Annotated in this window: 23 protein-coding genes; 20 read left to right on the forward strand and 3 right to left on the reverse strand. The window is 38.3% G+C overall.

What is annotated here, in order from left to right; genetic code table 11:
- Nucleotides 1–335: 335 nt before the first annotated feature.
- The 6 genes from ACFO9Q_RS10845 to ACFO9Q_RS10870 all read left to right on the forward strand — a co-directional run bounded on the left by ACFO9Q_RS10845 (nt 336) and on the right by ACFO9Q_RS10870 (nt 5,662).
- A complete protein-coding gene (locus ACFO9Q_RS10845) occupies nt 336–713 on the forward strand; it encodes a hypothetical protein (protein WP_379181725.1) in 378 nt (125 codons plus the stop codon).
- A gap of 225 nt (nt 714–938) precedes the next feature.
- Nucleotides 939–1,436 carry a hypothetical protein gene (locus ACFO9Q_RS10850; RefSeq protein WP_379181727.1) on the forward strand — a complete coding sequence of 166 codons (498 nt, stop codon included), beginning with the start codon at nt 939–941 and terminating at the stop codon, nt 1,434–1,436.
- A 284-nt stretch (nt 1,437–1,720) separates the two neighbouring features.
- Nucleotides 1,721–2,206 (forward strand): NUDIX domain-containing protein, encoded by a 486-nt coding sequence (locus ACFO9Q_RS10855; protein WP_379181729.1) that lies wholly within the window; start codon nt 1,721–1,723, stop codon nt 2,204–2,206.
- A 281-nt stretch (nt 2,207–2,487) separates the two neighbouring features.
- Nucleotides 2,488–3,549, forward strand: coding sequence for a hypothetical protein (locus ACFO9Q_RS10860; protein ID WP_379181731.1), 1,062 nt, complete (start codon nt 2,488–2,490; stop codon nt 3,547–3,549).
- Between the two features lie 160 nt (nt 3,550–3,709).
- Complete coding sequence (locus tag ACFO9Q_RS10865) at nt 3,710–4,366, forward strand: hypothetical protein (RefSeq protein WP_379181733.1); 657 nt, start codon at nt 3,710–3,712, stop codon at nt 4,364–4,366.
- A gap of 915 nt (nt 4,367–5,281) precedes the next feature.
- Nucleotides 5,282–5,662 (forward strand): hypothetical protein, encoded by a 381-nt coding sequence (locus ACFO9Q_RS10870; protein WP_379181735.1) that lies wholly within the window; start codon nt 5,282–5,284, stop codon nt 5,660–5,662.
- Nucleotides 5,663–5,814: 152 nt separating this feature from the next.
- Here the strand turns inward: ACFO9Q_RS10870 and ACFO9Q_RS10875 are convergent, their stop codons facing one another.
- From ACFO9Q_RS10875 to ACFO9Q_RS10885, 3 genes are all read right to left on the reverse strand, one after another.
- Nucleotides 5,815–6,729: a transposase gene (locus tag ACFO9Q_RS10875; protein WP_379181737.1), complete on the reverse strand. Its 915-nt coding sequence runs from the start codon at nt 6,727–6,729 to the stop codon at nt 5,815–5,817.
- Between the two features lie 107 nt (nt 6,730–6,836).
- A complete protein-coding gene (locus tag ACFO9Q_RS10880; protein ID WP_379181739.1) occupies nt 6,837–7,745 on the reverse strand; it encodes a lactonase family protein in 909 nt (302 codons plus the stop codon).
- Nucleotides 7,746–7,760: 15 nt separating this feature from the next.
- Entirely contained in the window at nt 7,761–7,961 is a 201-nt protein-coding gene (locus tag ACFO9Q_RS10885; RefSeq protein ID WP_379181741.1) for a hypothetical protein, read from the reverse strand.
- 780 nt (nt 7,962–8,741) lie between these two features.
- Here ACFO9Q_RS10885 and ACFO9Q_RS10890 point away from each other — a divergent pair.
- The 14 genes from ACFO9Q_RS10890 to ACFO9Q_RS10955 all read left to right on the forward strand — a co-directional run bounded on the left by ACFO9Q_RS10890 (nt 8,742) and on the right by ACFO9Q_RS10955 (nt 17,864).
- Nucleotides 8,742–9,380, forward strand: a complete 639-nt coding sequence (locus ACFO9Q_RS10890; protein ID WP_379181743.1) for a hypothetical protein — start codon at nt 8,742–8,744, stop codon at nt 9,378–9,380.
- 1,163 nt (nt 9,381–10,543) lie between these two features.
- A complete protein-coding gene (locus ACFO9Q_RS10895; protein ID WP_379181745.1) occupies nt 10,544–11,017 on the forward strand; it encodes a VOC family protein in 474 nt (157 codons plus the stop codon).
- A gap of 145 nt (nt 11,018–11,162) precedes the next feature.
- On the forward strand, nt 11,163–11,492 hold the full coding sequence (locus tag ACFO9Q_RS10900; protein WP_379182731.1) for a low molecular weight protein tyrosine phosphatase family protein: 330 nt from the start codon (nt 11,163–11,165) through the stop codon (nt 11,490–11,492).
- 184 nt (nt 11,493–11,676) lie between these two features.
- Nucleotides 11,677–12,384 carry an HAD family hydrolase gene (locus ACFO9Q_RS10905; protein WP_379181748.1) on the forward strand — a complete coding sequence of 236 codons (708 nt, stop codon included), beginning with the start codon at nt 11,677–11,679 and terminating at the stop codon, nt 12,382–12,384.
- A gap of 129 nt (nt 12,385–12,513) precedes the next feature.
- Entirely contained in the window at nt 12,514–12,723 is a 210-nt protein-coding gene (locus ACFO9Q_RS10910; RefSeq protein WP_379181750.1) for a hypothetical protein, read from the forward strand.
- A gap of 25 nt (nt 12,724–12,748) precedes the next feature.
- Complete coding sequence (locus ACFO9Q_RS10915) at nt 12,749–13,150, forward strand: hypothetical protein (protein ID WP_379181752.1); 402 nt, start codon at nt 12,749–12,751, stop codon at nt 13,148–13,150.
- 171 nt (nt 13,151–13,321) lie between these two features.
- Nucleotides 13,322–13,699: a hypothetical protein gene (locus tag ACFO9Q_RS10920; RefSeq protein WP_379181754.1), complete on the forward strand. Its 378-nt coding sequence runs from the start codon at nt 13,322–13,324 to the stop codon at nt 13,697–13,699.
- Nucleotides 13,700–13,749: 50 nt separating this feature from the next.
- Nucleotides 13,750–14,325 (forward strand): histidine phosphatase family protein, encoded by a 576-nt coding sequence (locus ACFO9Q_RS10925; RefSeq protein WP_379181756.1) that lies wholly within the window; start codon nt 13,750–13,752, stop codon nt 14,323–14,325.
- 512 nt (nt 14,326–14,837) lie between these two features.
- Nucleotides 14,838–15,626, forward strand: coding sequence for an HAD family hydrolase (locus ACFO9Q_RS10930; RefSeq protein ID WP_379181758.1), 789 nt, complete (start codon nt 14,838–14,840; stop codon nt 15,624–15,626).
- A gap of 189 nt (nt 15,627–15,815) precedes the next feature.
- Complete coding sequence (locus ACFO9Q_RS10935; protein WP_379181760.1) at nt 15,816–16,247, forward strand: hypothetical protein; 432 nt, start codon at nt 15,816–15,818, stop codon at nt 16,245–16,247.
- Between the two features lie 48 nt (nt 16,248–16,295).
- The gene (locus ACFO9Q_RS10940) at nt 16,296–16,628 is read left to right on the forward strand and encodes a hypothetical protein (RefSeq protein ID WP_379181762.1); all 333 of its coding nucleotides are present in this window, start codon (nt 16,296–16,298) and stop codon (nt 16,626–16,628) included.
- A gap of 216 nt (nt 16,629–16,844) precedes the next feature.
- Nucleotides 16,845–17,141 carry a hypothetical protein gene (locus ACFO9Q_RS10945; protein ID WP_379181764.1) on the forward strand — a complete coding sequence of 99 codons (297 nt, stop codon included), beginning with the start codon at nt 16,845–16,847 and terminating at the stop codon, nt 17,139–17,141.
- 46 nt (nt 17,142–17,187) lie between these two features.
- Complete coding sequence (locus ACFO9Q_RS10950; protein ID WP_379181766.1) at nt 17,188–17,676, forward strand: oxidoreductase; 489 nt, start codon at nt 17,188–17,190, stop codon at nt 17,674–17,676.
- A 44-nt stretch (nt 17,677–17,720) separates the two neighbouring features.
- A complete protein-coding gene (locus ACFO9Q_RS10955) occupies nt 17,721–17,864 on the forward strand; it encodes a hypothetical protein (RefSeq protein ID WP_379181768.1) in 144 nt (47 codons plus the stop codon).
- Nucleotides 17,865–17,904 lie beyond the last annotated feature (40 nt).

The raw sequence follows: 17,904 nt of genomic DNA on the forward strand, positions 1-17,904 counted from the left end.
ACTTGGTGGTTGTGAGGTGCGATGAACGTGAGCGGACTTTTTTTCAAGAAGGGTTCGAGCTCGGAAGCAGATGAAGCGAAAGGCAACATGAGGCGAAAGGTCAAACTACACATAACACTGTACTCACGCATCGGGGCATTCGCCCCTCGGTCCGGATCCGATGAAGAAGAGCCGCGGGCAACTCAGTCCGGACACACCTGCAAGGCTAAGTGGCGGAGCCACCCGGCGAACTGCTCGCTGCGCTTGACCAGAACTGCAGCTTAAGCCTTTCGGCGTCGTGAATACAAGAACGTTATGTGCCATACTCCAGAGACTATTAATCAAAGGAGGAAACCATGAGAAAAACTATTTTATTTCTCAACATAGTTTTATTGTTACTCGCTGTATTAACAAGCTGTTCCAATGATATTAATAAAACAATTCAAGGTGATTGGATTGCTGAAAGTGCAGATCAAAAGGTTGGAACGACGGACTTTTTGAATAAATATAACTACGTGAACATTCAAGAAGAAGAAATGAATTTTAGGCTATACTCTCGAGAGCAATTAGATGACAAAACACTTAGAGTATTAAGCAGTACAAATGAAAAAGTAAAATATGATTTGAATAAAAACTCAATAACAATTAATGATAGTCACTATCAGATTGAAATACAACAAGATGAAATGATTATAAAGAATGACAATATTGAAATCCTATATATAAGAGAATAATAAAACTAGATAAATAGTTTGTGTAAGTTATTCTGGAAGCGGAGTACAGCACATAACAACGTATTCACGCTACGTCGCTATCGCTCCTTGGTCCGGTCCGAAGTAGGAAGAAGCGGATTCGGTGAAGAAGATTCATTAGCAAGGAAGAATATTCAGCCGGACAACCTTGCACTGCCTAACCGCGTCGCGGCCGTTCCCTTCGGTCACTTAAGGCAGTGAAGGTTCGTGAATACAAGAACGTTATCAGAAACTGTCAAAGATCTAAACATTATATTTAAGAGGGTCTTTTCAATGAAGCTATGTAAATTAAATGAATTAGTCAGGTTGAATTATATTGAACTATATCCAGGCAGGTTAAAAAACGGATATTTAAATGAAGAATCAATTTACATTACTGATAATAGCTTTAGTTTGATTGTACCTGCAATAAAGAAGGGGTTTGAACAATACGAACCATTTAATTCGTTCGAGATAGGAAAGAGGCAATGGGAATTAATTTTGAGGGAAGTTAAATATTTAACTGAGATACTATACCAATCTCCTGCCAGTAAACAACTGGATAATTATATTTCGATATTTTATAGAGACCCAAACCTAAGAAAATCAAAAGTTAAAGAGACTATAGAAAATAGAGAAGATTTAGTTTTATTCACAGAAGATCTTATCGAATGGATTAATGCACAGCTAGAAACTAATGAATGTATAACATTGATAGGAATTTAATCAGTAAGGTATTTCAAGAAGTCGACAGCATCTGATAACACAGTATTCACGCATCGGAGCGTTCGCCCCTTGGTCCGGACCGTAGAAGAAGAGCCGCGGGTAACTCAGTCCGGACACACCTGCAAGGCTAAGTGGCGGAGCCACCCGGCGGACTGGTCGCTTCGCTTGACCAGGACTGCAGCTTAAGCCTTTCGGCGTCGTGAATACAAGAACGTTATCAGAAATTGGGGCAAAGTCCTTAAGGTGCAAAGAAATATAAAACCATAAGAAGGAAGGTTCTACTTTTGTCACATGTTAGAATTAGATGTACTGGATTGATTATACAGAATGACTGTGTTCTTCTCGTTGAATATGATAACAATGGAATTCATTATAATCTTCCTGGTGGAGGACTGGAACCAGGTGAGATAATAAAAGACGGCGTTGCCAGAGAGGTATTAGAAGAAACAACAGCTGAAGTAACTGTTGGATCACTTGCATTAATCTATGAAATGGCACCTCATAGACAATCAGGAGAATATATGAATCAAGAGCCTCATGGATTACATCTTATATTTGAATGCAGTTTAAAAGAGAATTCAATTCCAAAGTTACCTTCGCAACCCGATCCGCATCAATCCGCTGTAAAGTGGATACCAGTACAAGAGCTAGATTCCATTTTGCTATTTCCTAACATCAAAGAACAAATCAAATCATATGTAGGAAACAAGAATAATATTGAATTAATAGAGGACCATCAATTAGAAAGACAAGTATTTGAAAGAGAGTAAAGGATATATGAAAGTAAATTGAAGAAGGCCCCAACATCTGATAACACCGTATTTACGCTGCGTCGCTATCGCTCCTTGGTCCGGCCGAAGCTATAAGTAGTGTTTTCGAAGTAGTAGTTTCAGTAGCAGAGAAGCAAATTCAGCCGGACAACCTTGCACTGCCTAACCGCGTCGCGGCCACTCCCTTCGGTCGTTTAAGGCAGTGAAGGTTCGTAAATACAACAACGTTAGCTGAAAGATCGTGAAAAGATAATAAAACTCTAAAAGGAGGGAAGCCAGCATTGATTCCAATAACCAAAAGACTAATAGATTTAATTAGATCTTCTCCCAATATTGATTCGAGCTTTGTTACTTCTTATACAAATGTGATAGTCAAATACGGCGGTCTCGAAGATGCCTATAGCCTCTTCAAGTTATTTATTGAAGTTCCTGCTGATTACAATAGAATCTTGCTTTTAGAACCTATAATGATGCTTGGAGATTTACAGTTAGCACAAGAAATATATGACTACTGTTTTTATCAGAAAGATCTAAAGGAAGGAATGCCAAGCGAAGTTTTACATGTTTTAGGACATCTTGGATTTACAAAGTGTACAGAAACACTTGTGTCATTAATTAATTCAAATGACTGGCACATATCTAAGGACGCATGTTTAGGATTACTACATTTACCATGTAATGATTTTGAAAGCTATATAAAATCCATAATAGATTACTCATTTGGAAAGAGTCTATTTCAGGAGTTCGTACCAGCACTAAGTTATAAAATCTCAAACAATAGTATGGTTTCAAGATTATTTGAATGGGGAGATAGAAGAGCTTCAACTGATTGTAATGCAGGAATAATTCTAGGTATTGCTTTGTTTGGAAACAATCATAAAAACATGATTAAGAATATTTTGTGGAATCAGAATTGGGAAGCCCATGATAGAGGTACTGGCACATGCATTTGGTCATACATCTCAATGCAACACGTGGAATTAACCTTTGGGGAACTTATTCAAGATATCAAGAGTGAAGTTAATTCAATGCAGAATCTTAGATATCGTTTAGATGTTTTATCTGAATTGTTAGAATGTAAGTTGACATTCAAAAAACAACCAATTCGGTTTACAGAAACTAACAAAGAATCGATTGCTGATATCTATAGAGACTTATTTGATTGGAGCGATGATGACAAGGACGACTCAATTATTGGAATTATTTCAAATACATTAGAACAAGAAGTTGAATTGTTGGACAAGTACTATCATTTAAGAGAGAAAATAGAAATGAAAATTGAACATAATATCGAAGTGGATCTATTACGGGGATATTCAGAGAAGTCACGATCCATCAGCTAACACCATATTCACGCTTCGGGCCATTCGGCCCTCGGTCCGGCAGAAGTTAGAAGTGGAATCGAGGATGAATTATCAGTAGCAGTGAAGCGGAATCAGCCGGACACATCCTTCCACCTAACCGCGTCACGGCCGCCCTTCGGGCTTAAGGTGGAAGGACGTCGTGAATACAAGAACGTTAGCTGAAATTCCTGAAAGTCGAATTAATGATTGGAGATCAATGATGCCTTATATTAGACCAGTAATTACAAATCCATATTATGAGAGTCCCATTTGGATTGAAGATGATGTAACTCGTAAAGAGTTTATTTGTTTATCTTCTGATAGCACGGTAGAAGAAGTTGAATTATTTTTGATACTACTTTTTGGATTTAACAATATTGATCCAAAGCTTTCATTCACGGAATCATTCAACGAAATTCTTAATGAAGAGAGTGTTGCTATCTCAGGTGGCATTGCCTTCTTTGAAGATGAGAACAATTATATAATTCCGAGTTGCTGTAGCGGGCTAGAAGATTGGGAAGATCTCGAAGAATCAGTGGTTAACCGAAGTAGCCCGTGGCTTGGGCACGATCCTTCTCCAGGAATTACTTATCAATCAGATCACCTCTTTGTTTGGCCAGATGATCCAAATGAAAGTAATAATAACTTGATTAGTATTAAGTTTACAATCGAAGAGATGTTGGAAAATATTAAAGAAGTTAGAGCTGACTTAAAGGAGTTTATTCAACAACCATTATTCCAATGGATCAAATTAAGAGATGTGGATATCGCAGCCAGAATGAGTGAGAAAATGATTCAATGGTTCATTAAGAATTGATTGTATTACGAAGAAGTCAGGAACTACATCTAACAACATATTCACGCATCGGGCCATTCGGCCCTCGGTCCGGCCGGAGTTAGAAGAGGATTCGAAGAGGTATTTCAGTAGCAAGTAAGCGTATCAGCCGGACACACCCGCACCACCTAACCGCGTAGCGGCCGTCCCTTCGGGACTTAAGGTGGTGGGGCGTCGTGAATACAATAACGTTATGGGAAATCTTCGTCTGATAAAGGAGCCTTTTCTTGAGAACCTTTTTAAAGATTATTATGAGCAAACCATTAATTCTAATTTACTTTCTAGTATTATATATAAAATTCTCTGACTCATTTAGTATTTATCTAAATCAAGACCCTATAAAAACAGATAGTCTTTTTGTATATTTTTTGTAACTTTAACTTGTTTATTAGTTATACTTGGTTTCATTCAAATATGTTTGAGAATTTCTTTTCATAAGAAAAAACATAATGAACTTAAATTAGAATTCCTTAATAAATTTTTATTATTTGAAATACTTCCGATTGGAATTATCTTTTTAATTTGTTGGGCGATTTATCAAATAGTATTGCAATTTCCAGTGATTTAGGATTTTTGGGAAGCTAAATCACGATGTCGAAGACTTCCGATAGCACCATATTCACGCAGCGGGCCTCCGGCCCTTGGTCCGGCCGATGAGGAAGAGCCGTGGGTAACTCAGCAGGACACACCCGCACCACCTAACCGCGCCGCGGCCGGCTCCTCCGGAGCCTTAAGGTGGTGGGGCGTCGTGAATACAACAACGTTATCTGAAATAGTCCATATATAGAAAGGGATACGATGAAGAGACATTATTCTCAGATCTTAATATTAATTCTTATGATTATTCTAATGACTGCTTGCTCTGGCGGTCGGACTTTAGTGGAGACTACATGGATTGTGGCAGAGAAAAATGAGATGGACGGAAAGTATTTTGTTACTACAGAAAGAGTTAGAAAGAAAGATATAAAAGACCTTGAGATTAGTTCAAAAGAATTGTGGGATTCCATCGACATAGGGAAGAGTATCACATTCAGATATAAGGATGGAAAACCATTTTACTTAAAGGCCATTAATAATGTACCTACCTACAGTGAATTTGATGGAAAGGTAAAGAGCAAGGCACAAGATAATGGTAGTCATTTCATCATTGTTGACTTTCAACAAATAGGTGAGGAATTGATCAGAGTAGATGAATCTGAATGGAACAAAATGTCTGAGAGGCAGATTGTCCATTATTCCATTGATAGTTGGGGTGGAGTAAATAAGAGATTAAAATGATTTGTATGGTTTCTCATAAAATCTGACTCCATCAGATAAACCAGCTATTCAAAGTTAATACAGTCAGATAATCAAAAATCAGACCACTAAAAAAGGCGCACTTAAATAAGCTATCCCGAGAGAGATAGCGTATGGTAAAATGTTCCTAAAGTTTAATGATCAGACGTTGAAAACGGCTTATGTGTGCTCCAAACACCGAAAATGATGCGTAAAAGCTTGTTTGCAGTAGCGACAATAGCGACTTTTGCTAGCTTGCTTTGTGAACGGTTTAACTGGTTATATCGCGATAGGACCGTTAACTTGCTTCGAGATTCCTGCAACGGTAGCTTGGAATAAGGCGGTACGGAGGTAAGTTGATTGGAAATGCGATTCTGATTGGCGCTAAAGGTTCCCGACTCGTAAACAGATGAATCCAGCCCGGCAAAAGCGGTCAACTGTTTAACGGAAGGGAACCTTTTTATATCACCAATCTCCGCTTGAATGGTAGATGCTGTGAGCGGGCCAACGCCTGGAATCGAGCGAAGTAAGGCATGCTCAGGTAAGGAAGAAGCGAGCTGTAGCATAAGCTTTTGAATATCTGCTAGTCCTGCCTGGTGTGCTTGAATTAAAGAGATATAGTTTCTCATCGCAATGAAGTGAGAAAAAGCAGCCTTAGAATCTGGTAAGCTGTTACGCGCATGAGTAAGAAGAGCTTCCAGCTTCTTTTGGTTCCATGTGACCCCTCGGCGATTGCCCAATAGAATGCGCAAGACGTCCTCCTTGCTGGCGTTGAGCAGAAATTGAGGCGTGGGAAAGGTGCTTAGCAATTGCAGGGAAACCGTATTACATACGTTCTGAAAAGCCTTGTCATACCCCGGAAACACAAGATCTAGAACAGAGCGAAACTGGAGTTGAACCGTGCCATACAAGGACATACATTGGTAATGCTGCCTGCACAGGGCGCGGAGTCCTAAAATCTTGGGGTCAAGTTGAGCGACCGGAGAAACCTCTTTCATATAGAAGGCTTGGGCGCTCCGCAGCGCATCGATGGGATCTGTTTTGACCTTACGTGTGGCCTTCTTCTTCAACTGGGTACTGAATGCCCATACAGGAAAGAAGCACGGATGCACTAGAATGGACGGTCACTGTTATTTCCTGTTTGACATAAAGAAACCGGAACGCTCAGGAAGAAGAATCAGGGAACAGCTAAACCTTGGGATCCAAAATACGGAGTTCTGGTCCATGCAGCTACCTGAAGGATATTTAAGCTGCCGTCACCCTGAATTTGAAATGTGGATATAGTGCCCTGATTCCCGTTAAGGGCGTATAGATTACGTCCGTCTTCTGATACGCCGATATCCATAGGAAGTCCTGTGGGAAAACCTTCCGGAGTGCTGGCATAATTGCGGAGGAAAGTCAGGGCTCCATCTCGCTCGATACGGAAAACACCTATCGTTCCGCTCAATGTATTTGGACTGAAAGCGAAGCGTTCATCTTTTGTTACGGCAACCCAACATGTGGCGATCTGCCCTGTCTGAACAGAACCGCTGATTACCTGCAAGCGACCGTAACGGTCCATGGAATAAGAGGACAGCGCATTGGACAATGCTTCTGTAACCAATAGAACGCCGGAAGACAAGAATAACGAACCGAAGGGCTGCATTCCGTTAGAAGCGTTAATGACAGGACCGGTTAACGTGCCGTCCTGATTCACATGGTACACACTGAGATGATCCGTCGTAATCTCGGATACGACGAGTTTGCTCCCGTCCGGGCGGAACAGAACCTGTGACGGCACAGCATTAAGCTGACTAAGGTTACGTGTGGATCCGGGTATCGGAGTAAGACTCCCGTTTGGATTGATCCGGAACCTTGAAATATTAGATCCATAATTGTTCACAGCATTCCCCGCATTGGCAACGTAAAGAAGGTTCCCGAAAATTGCTATGCTGTTCGGTTGTTCCCCTCCTGAAGGGATAACATCGACAAGGATCGGCAATCCATTTCCGGCCAGGACAAAGCAACTGATCGTATGGCTACCCGCATTTGCGGCAAAAAGAAAACGACCGTCGGGTGACAACCTGAGGGAATCCTGTGACGACAAGGGATCGATGCCTCCTCAGGCTGCAGCCGTCGGGTTGATCCCCTTAATTCCAGACCCGCTTCCCCTCGTAGGCAATGCCCCTGCAAAGGTAAGGGTTCCATTAACGTTTCTGTAGAATGCGACGACTTGATTCATTACTCCCATATTTGTCATCATATAAACCATATTAGGCATAAAGTCGTTCTCCTCCTTATTTGAAACAATGATCTCATTCATTATTCGAATCATCCCGTCGTTTCATAGTATTCATTCCTGCCAAAGACCATGAGGTGAACTTAAAGGAATAGCTTCTTAAGAATTAACGGGGCATCGAACAAGGCAAGCATTGCTTGATTCAGAACGACGACGTTGGTTGAACCTGCTGTCTTGGACGCAGAGTCCATCAAGGAGGAGCATATGCTGACGGAAGAGGTATTGAATTTATGGTGGATTATCTCTTGAGATAGATTTGGTTGACTCTGTATCTGATAAACCAGCTAATCAAAGTTAATACAGTCAGATAAACAAATATCAGACCGCAAAAAATGGCGCACTGAAATAAGCCTATCCTGAGCGAGATGGCGTATGGTAAAATGTTCCTATAGTTTATTCCTGCGACAGCAGCTTGAAATAAGGCGGTACGGAGGTAAGTTGATTAGAAATGCGATTCAATTCTGAGTGGCTTTAAAGGTTCCCGACTCGTAAACAGATGAATCTACCCGGCGAAAGCGGTCAACTGTTTAACGGAAGGGAACCTTTTTATATCGCCAATTTCCTGCTTGGATCGTAGCCGCTGTGAGCGGACCTACGCCAGGTATTGAGCGAAGTAAGGCATGCTCAGGTAAGGAAGAAGCGAGCTTACGCTACTGGTCTGGACGAGGTATTCGGAGAAGTGGATTCAGCCCGACAACTCCTCCGAGGCTTAGCCTTCGACTAGGCACCCGTTGGTCGCCTTAGGCCTCTCGGGTTCGTGAATACCAGAACGATAGGTGAAATTGCCGATGAAGGAGAAATTCAATGAAGTTTACATCAATAAAAAAGAAGTTAAGGGGTATGAGAAGGAGAGCTAGAAAGCTTCCTTTGTGGGGGATTCATCATAAAAACCTTGATCTTGTATCATTAATTAAGAACAAAAAAGACTATGTTAAGTTATGGATTAGCCCTTTTTATAGGCTATATCAATTAAATAGTAAAGAGGTCGGCAAGAGGAACCCTCCAAATAGATTTAGGAAACAAGTGATTTATCAATTAATAGAAATATACCTAGAATGGCAAAGAAAATTAGATCAAATGAATGAAGATTATTACCTAAAGATATGGTTGGGAGACCCAGAGTTTATGGATTCCCAAGTAGTAACAGCTTTAGGAACAGAAATTCAGTATTATGAACGAATATTTCTTATGAATCCAGAACCAAAGCCTTTCCCATATAAGAATGTCCACCCATACTTTGAATTATTTACTTGGGAGAGATGTGTTAATGGTTATTATGTTTGGGAAAGCGATCTTGAATCTGAAGAAGAAATAAATGAGATGAAAAGTAAAGCCTATAAAGTCTATGAAGACATAATTAATGGTCAGCCTGAACGATCTTATTTTATAAGTACCGGTGATATGTGGACTGGGCAGATTCGTGGAAGCGGCAATCTCACCTAACACCATGTTCACGCTTCGGGGTATTCGTCCCTCTGTTCAGACCGAAGAAGTATAGCCGCGGGTAACGTAGTCTGGACACAGCTGCAAGGCTCCCGAAGTGCATTATTGATATGTAAAGTGAGGTGAGATCTCATTTTCACAACATTATTGAGCTATTCTAAAATACGGCAATTAAAGTATGACTTAGAATTAGTTGAACCAGTTTTTAAAATCTTAAATGATCGTAAGGAAATATTTGAAAACCATTGGCAAGACAGAGGAAATGAAAATAATCTAATAAAACAAGAAGATATACAAGACATTTTACATTACACAAAGCAGAAACTAATTGAATTAAGTGAATACTTTTGTACGGTCAAGAAAACTAAGCAATCTAAATGTCTATATTTTTATATAGATCAAGTTGAATTGCTATTACGGTATCACCGTGGAAACTTTGATACATATCCAGAAACCTATATGTATTTATATAACGAGTTATTACTGGGAGCAACAAGGTATCAGAATATAAGGAAAGTGTTAACGAAATATGGTTGTAAATTCGAAGATGATGGCCAAATCACATAACACTTTATACACACTATTCGAGACATTTGTCCCTCGGTTCGGATCCGATGAAAAATAGCCGCGGTAACTCAGTCCGGACACCTTGTAAAGATTGGAGTAAAACATATATGAAGGATCTAAGGTTTAAATTCTTCAGATTAATCATATTTTTAGGTTTAATTTCTCTGATTATTTATGAATATATGACGTACATGTCTTTGGTTGATTATATGGGACAGTACAATGTGGGTTATGATTCAGAATATTATCTGTATATGATTATTGGACTCTTGGTAGTATCAATTTTGCTGACCTACCTCTTTGTAAAAGTACAAATTGAGAACTCTATTAGTGAACTAATATACCTTTATATAATGGCTTTATTTTTTACGACTTTAACTAGCACAACAATGCTATCTGGAATTTGGCTGTTCAATGATTATAAGTATGATGAAATCATATACTGGGGAACTGCTGTAATTAACATCTACAACATATTCATTATATGTAAACAGCTGAAACGGAATCATAAGAGTAGGCATTTCGGAGATGGCAAGAATTTCACATAACACCGTGTTCACGCCATTCAAAATCATATTAGAGAGGACTATTGGCTCATGAACAACTTTGGAGAAAACTCTGTTATTGAGAAGAATTTAGAGGACATTACAGGAGTCACATGTATATATGTCCCAGTTAGAGATGTGTTTACATCTGTTCAATGGTACAGAAGGAATCTAGGTTGTGAGCCGACTATTCATTATTCTGTTGAACCCGGTATGACAAGGGCAATAATGAGATTTCCTGATATTAATGGAGTTCTAGCAGAGCCTGGAATAAGGCAAGTTGTTCCTGCTTTGATTCTAATGCGGGCTATAGAATCAGCAGGAGAACTCGGCTTTGTCCTTGATGACGGTATACGCCACCCCTCGTTTTGCTTTATAGCTCCTAATTTTTATGAAATATTTAATCGTTTTAAAGAGAATGGGGTACACATATTGACAGAAAGTATTGAAGGAAAACCCAATGGACCTTACGTAAGTTTTACTGATCCAGATGGTAATGTGTTGGCAATCTGGCAACCATTGTAATCACTTTCCTAATCTAACCTGCAGCAAGTTTAGTAGATGTAAAGAAAATTGAAGAACAACAGTTTAGGCGAGGGAGTCATGAATTCAAAAATATTGTAGTAGAGACTTATAAATAAAAATTCTAGAGTTGAAAAGAGTGATAAAGATAAAGTTACTTTTTATATGCAGCAGAAATAAGTGGCGCAGCCTGACTGCAGAGAAGATTTTTGAACAGTATGGAATGTATGATGTTCGATCAGCGGGAACGGAAGAGAATGCTCGTATTAAAGTGACTGCGGGCCATATCGGATGGGCCGACAAGATATTTGTAATGGAGAAGAAACATGAACAACGACTTAAAAGTAGATTTCATCAAGAAGTAAATGGGAAATGTTTGATAAGACTCGATATACCCGATGAATATCTCTTCATGGATGAGGATTTAATAGAACTATTAAAAGCAAGAGTATCTGAATATATTGAAGTACCTGATTAAGTGGGATTAGAATATTCAGCGAATTCAGCTGACAACACCTCCGAGGCTGAGTCTTCGATCCGGCGTGGCGATCAACTCGGTTGATTGCCCGCGGCAGCTTAAGGCTCACGGGTTCGTTAATGTGTAAGAAGTTATACGACAATCCTGCAAGACGGTATTCGAATGTGAATTCAGGGGAGTTGGAATGATGAGTATTAAAGCGATATTCCTTGATTTTTATGGGACTTTGGTTCACGAGGATGACGAAATTATCCCATTGATTTGTAAAGATATACAAGAGTCTGCTTTTGAAGATTGCCAAGTTAGGGATATAGGAGCCTATTGGTGGGGAGTATTTTCGAATATGTTTCAGAATAGTTATGGAGACTCATTCAAAACTCAACGGGAGCTTGGATTAATATCCTTATCTGAAACAATTTCTAGATTTAGGGCAAAGTGTGATGCAAATGAAATAATTCAGAAACAATTTGCTCATTGGTGTAAGCCTAAAATCTACGATGATACACTCCCCTTTTTAAATGATCTTCACGGATATCAAGTATATATTCTATCTAATATTGATATAGCTGATGTACACAACGCAGCGACCTATCATGGTATTCAGGTAAATGACATAGTCACAAGTGAAGATGTAAAATCTTACAAACCTAGACCGGAGTTATTCCTTGAAGTCCTCAGCAAATATAATCTCTCCGCTAAAGAAGTCTTACATATAGGAGACTCATACACGAGCGATGTTGGAGGAGCGAACAATGTAGGAATAAAGTCGGTCTGGTTAAACCGATTAAACAAGAAAAAACCAGAGGGGACAGAACCGAATTTTATATGTAGAGATTTAAGACAAGTTAGGGATATTATTAATGACTTCGAGGAAGGCAGATTCGTCGTATAACACCCTATTCTCTTATCGTGGCTTACGCCGCTTGGTCTGCAAGAATCATATTCGAAGATGTTGATTCAGTGGACAATCTGACATCGACTAAGATAGAACTATCTAAGCCATCTAGAAGGAGGTGCCGAGTTGAATAACAACAGAGGAAGCACTATTGTTGCATTTACTTTATTGACTACTGCAGTGATAATAACTCTTGGTCAACTAGGTGTAAATATTGATGAGATTGACGGAAGTTATAATAATAATTGGTTCGATCAAATTCCTTTTCTAGCATGGATTCTACTTATTATTTCCCTTATCTATGGACTTGTATTAATAAATAAGAACAAGGATTGACTAAGCTATATTTGGGGGATCTACTATGTTGAAAAGTCTTGATGAATTAAAGAAAAACAATGAATGTATTAAAGGAAGTTTTATTTACTCCTTACATGAAAAAGATTATTTCGATGAAAATTTATATTGGATATTCTACAACTCCATATTTGAATTGTCCAATTACTTCAGAGATAAGGAGCATGATCCGGAAATCACTGGAATGATATTTCATACATACAATTACTTCATCAAGTCGTTAATATGGAATTATAGTCCTCATGATTCATGTCAGGTTAAGAACCTTCCTCATGATAAGTTACATCTTTATGTTGAGCGGCTAAGTGTAAGAGTGGAGTGTAGTTATTTTGGTAGACAATCCGTTGATGAAGAAGGATTTAATGAAGAACTTTTGAATCCATTTTACAAAGGCCACGAGGGTGTATGAATGTAAGAACATAAATTGATATTACTGAAAAGATGGTGAGTACTTGGTTTTAGATTATCTAAATAAATACGCTCAGAAGGCATACCGAGAAGTGGCTACAATTATAAACTCACCGAATTTTTTGTTTTCTAATGATCCTACCCTACCAGAAATGAAGCAAACCATAATTACTTGTATATTCATGGATTCAATAGACTTATAAAGAATAACAGAATATCATCAGATAAATTGATCGAAGTGTTTTCTTGTCTTGAGAATGAGATAGAGCTGTATTTAAGGAAGCATTACACAGGAAAAGATTTTGTGTTTTTCTTGAACGCTGATGCACTTGTGCCGGCATTTACAATTACAATAGTTTCACACTATGAAAGTAAGGAAATACAAGGAAGCGTGTCATTAGTTGAATTAATTGATTGGTATAAAGAAAATGCATGTTACGAAGGACTAGAAATCGTTGAAAACCAGTTAAATGATGATAGCAAGGAAGATGATTCCGAAGAAACTTTTCCGGATTCTGTGAGGACCTATATAAAGATATTTAAAACCTGAACGACGACGATTCAGTAGATTTTCTTTGATTATGATCTCAAGGAGGAAGTATGAAAACCCATATTTATATGATTCGCCATGCCGAATCTCCATATGTATTTGGCGAAGAACGATCCAGAGGATTGTCAGATGAAGGCTTCCAGGCTGCGAAGAAAGTTGCGGATCTATTAGATTCTGAAGAAATTGATTGTATTGCTTCTAGTACATATCTAAGAGCCAGACAGACGGTGGAATATCTGGCGGAACGTAAGGGTCTGCCAATTAGAGAATATGATGAGTTGATTGAGAGGCCTATAAAGGGATTAGATTACAAGGCACCATGGGAAGAACTTTTACAAGCTATTGCGAAGTCATTTAATGATTATGACTATTGCCTGGAAGGCGGGGAAAGTACGAAACAAGCTCAACAAAGAGCGATTCCTGTCATTCTTGAATTACTGAAGGAATATGAGGGGAAAAGCATAGCAATAGGAACGCATGGCAATATCATGACGATCATCATGAACTATTTTGATCAGACATATGGATTTGATTTCTGGAATAGTACGTCAAAGCCAGATATATACAGGATGACATTTCAAGCTGGTCAGTTGGTTATAGTTGACCGATTATGGATTAGTGAATAGCCTCGGTACAAAGAGGGATTTCAGAGAAGCAAGAGCTGCGGATAATCCCTGGTGGGATTCATGAATGCGAGAGACGTTAGATGAAATCGTTATGCGGGGTGAAGTTTTATTAAACTATTCAAACTTATGTCTACTAGCTCAATGATATTTGGTATTTTGCTACTGTTAGCTGGATTTGTTACACATCCTGGTATTCCCTATCAAGATCCTACACCTGAAATACTACTTGATTACAATATCAGAGTAGAACAAGCAGATTCCTTACAACTATGTGGTTTTACTATTTTAATAGTAAGTATAGTCTTGACAATATCAGCCTGGATAATAAAAAGATCAAAAACGAAGCAGAGAAGTTAACTGAAAAATTTCAATAAGAATATAAGGGAGTTTGAGGCGCCTCGCAAGCTGCGGGGTCTCTTGCAATAGCTGATAACACCCTGTTCACTCATCGGGAGTTGAACGTCGTGAATACAAAAACGTTAAGCTAGATAACCAGAAGCATTTACCAAGAGGTGATCTCACTGAAGTTTCCATTAATCGTCTTGGATCTAGATGGTACACTCCTCAATTCAAATAAAGAAATTACTAATCGAAGTCATAGAGCCATTATGGAATGCACAAGTCTTGGTATGAAATTTGTGTTTGCAACAGCACGCCCGCCAAGGGCAGTCAGGTCATTTATGAAAGAAGAATTAATCAGATTAGGTTCATTTATCTACTACAATGGAGCCTATATTGATTGTAAACATACTGGAATAAGGGATCATGTGCTAATTGAATCTGAAGTTACAACTGAAGTCCTAGATTACTGTCTAACTTGTAACCCTAATCTTGATATAAGTCTAGAAGTGAAGGATGAATGGATGAGTTTAAGGGAATATGATTACACGACACTCATTAAAGTTAGAGACAATCCTATTGTAAAGCCGCTGGAAGAACTCAAACGACTTGCAGCCTCAAAGATCCTTTTTTCAGGGGACCTTGATATATTGTCGTTTCTTGAGAAATTCAAAACGAAATTAAATATTTTAACGACAGACAATGGAAAGCTGGTTCAGCTTTCATCCCTGAGGGCTTCTAAGGAAAGTGCAGTATCCGTTTTGTGTAAATCGATGAACATTGCACTCGAAAACGTCATGGTATTTGGTGATGATTTTAATGATATAGGATTATTTAAATCTTGTGGATATCCCGTGGCAATGGGAAATGCCATTGAAGAATTAAAACGGATATCAAAAGAGATTACAGAAACTAATGATAAAGATGGAGTCGCGAAGATTTTAGAAAGACTTTGTGAGTAATTCAAGGTTACTTCTGCTACACTTATTTACGCATTCATAACATGGACTTAGAAGACTCATGGGATTCAAAGGGTTACTTTATTGATTATTATATGTGAGTAATATCAGGGAAGTCTCGGACATCAGATAACACCGCATTGGGCTAGCGACCTCGGGCTCACACGTAGATTCGAAGAGGAGTAAATAGTGATGTTTCAAGATACCGGTGAAACGATATATAGTTTCTTTTACAACTACGACAAGCTAATTGAATGTCCTGAATGTTTGCACTGTATTACTTTAAAAAAAGATAGTGCAATAATCATTTGTTACAAATGCGGATATCAAAGCAGCCTAAATTCTATTGATTTGTTTACTTCTCTATGGGGGCGGAATGAAGGAACAGCGTATGGTTATAATTTGTTTTTAAGAACACCGGTATGTGGTCATGAACTCTGGGTGCTTAATAAGGAACATTTAGATTATTTAGAAGGTTACATAAGCAGTACCAACAGAAGAAGGATACCGAATATAAATCAAAGTGTTGCAAGTAGGATTCCGGACTGGATGAAATCATCTAAGAATAGGTTACAAGTAATAAATGCATTAACCAAGTTGAGGTTTAAATTAGAAAAACTATAAGTATGTGCTTCGAAAGTATTAAACATCAAATTAATAAAAGGAAAAATAATGAATGATAACTTGTTATTTGTTCTTGGCGTTTTTTTAGTTATTGCTTTTATAGTGACAATCGTTAATTATAAAAAATTAGGATCTAAGTTTAATCGATCATACTCCGGGGAAATAAGTTTGAAAGAAATCAAAAACTTCTACTTTAAAAAACAATATTGTAACCATTGTAATCAAAAGCTAATTAGAGTTCATGATAAGGAGTTTATCGAGGAGGGGTGGGATAACATTAATGGAACTCATTTTTATGGAAAAAAATATAAAGTGAAAACTTATCTCAAATGCCAAGAGTGTCAGAAAAAATATAAATTAGAAGATTTAATGAAAGAGTAACTCGAAGATGGTGCCAATAGCAGGGAAACAGATTCAGCGTGACACAGCTGCACCACCTAACAACATCGCGGCGGTCCCTTCTTGGACTTATGGTGGTGGGGCGGCGCCGTGAATTGAAGAATGGCCTCTGAACATTGCCATTGCCTACATTGTCAGAACTTTTATTCGCAAATACACTCAATTTTCCCATTAGAAGTTACAGAGCTACTTAATGTTTTGGGAATTGATTATACAAAGGACTCAGAGTCTCACGGTTTTTACACAGGTGAAGAAGACGAAGAAGAATATTTTGCTGGAGTTTGGTATCACTTTGTAGGCAAGATTGTATCTGGCAGAGATAGATTTAATAGAGAAGTTACAAGATCGTCTGACTTTGAAGATGTAGATGGTAATTTTTCAGTAGGCTTATCACAAGACTTGGAGTTGGTTCCATTTGAAGATGGGAAATTACCTTTTACACAAATTGATTTTCAATTCACTATACCTTGGAAAATAAAAAAGAAGATCGAGTAATCATCGGGGCATTACACATCTGCAGGAATATTGAAGGAGCCACCCGGTGACAGGTCTCTTCGCCGTGATGGGCTGGAAAGGAGATATCATGGAAACCTTTAACTACTTAGAAATTAAACCGTCTCAAAGATTCGATGATTTAGATCCGAATCAAGATGGAAACAAAAACACTAAATTCGCAGACCTCATTATTGACGGTAAATCAATTTATCAAATTCTTAAAAAACATGATATGGTCCCATCTCTTGGGTGGGGAAGTGCAGAGAATCAAAGGGAAATGATTGATTACTTTTTACTAATTGATCATCATGAATATATGTATAATAGATATCCCGTCTTAGTTTGCCCAATGTGTGGCGATGAAGAATGTGGATTTATTTCGGTCCAGATTGAGAGAGAAGGAGATATTGTCATATGGGAAAATTTCAAGAAAGAAAATGACAGTAATCCAATTAATCTTGGGCCATTTTATTTTGAAATAAATAATTATGAAAGAGCTATAAGGAAAACATTTGGTACTGTAGGATTCGAATAAGTAGCCGGAAGATTATTTTATATATTCAACGTGGAGGAAATGTAATGATCATCATTCTAATTATTGTTGTCATAGTTGGATTTGCCGGAATTATAGGAAATCAATATTCAGGATTAAGAAGAATGGAATATCTTCAAAGATCATTGGATGATATCAATCAAAAGCTAAGAGAAATTAAATCAAAATAGAACTGAGGAGAAACATCTGCATGAGAATTAGGGAGTGGAA

Source organism: Paenibacillus sp. GCM10023252, assembly GCF_042653305.1.
GTDB lineage: Bacteria > Bacillota > Bacilli > Paenibacillales > Paenibacillaceae > Pristimantibacillus.

Bases quoted from the DNA above. Each gene is read 5' to 3' on its own strand.
- ACFO9Q_RS10925 (WP_379181756.1), top strand. From the start codon at position 13,750: ATGAAAACCCATATTTATATGATTCGCCATGCCGAATCTCCATATGTA.
- ACFO9Q_RS10890 (WP_379181743.1), top strand. From the start codon at position 8,742: ATGAAGTTTACATCAATAAAAAAGAAGTTAAGGGGTATGAGAAGGAGA.
- ACFO9Q_RS10845 (WP_379181725.1), top strand. From the start codon at position 336: ATGAGAAAAACTATTTTATTTCTCAACATAGTTTTATTGTTACTCGCT.
- ACFO9Q_RS10885 (WP_379181741.1), bottom strand. From the start codon at position 7,961: ATGAATGAGATCATTGTTTCAAATAAGGAGGAGAACGACTTTATGCCT.
- ACFO9Q_RS10935 (WP_379181760.1), top strand. From the start codon at position 15,816: ATGTTTCAAGATACCGGTGAAACGATATATAGTTTCTTTTACAACTAC.
- ACFO9Q_RS10905 (WP_379181748.1), top strand. From the start codon at position 11,677: ATGATGAGTATTAAAGCGATATTCCTTGATTTTTATGGGACTTTGGTT.
- ACFO9Q_RS10955 (WP_379181768.1), top strand. From the start codon at position 17,721: ATGATCATCATTCTAATTATTGTTGTCATAGTTGGATTTGCCGGAATT.
- ACFO9Q_RS10915 (WP_379181752.1), top strand. From the start codon at position 12,749: ATGTTGAAAAGTCTTGATGAATTAAAGAAAAACAATGAATGTATTAAA.
- ACFO9Q_RS10895 (WP_379181745.1), top strand. From the start codon at position 10,544: ATGAACAACTTTGGAGAAAACTCTGTTATTGAGAAGAATTTAGAGGAC.
- ACFO9Q_RS10940 (WP_379181762.1), top strand. From the start codon at position 16,296: ATGAATGATAACTTGTTATTTGTTCTTGGCGTTTTTTTAGTTATTGCT.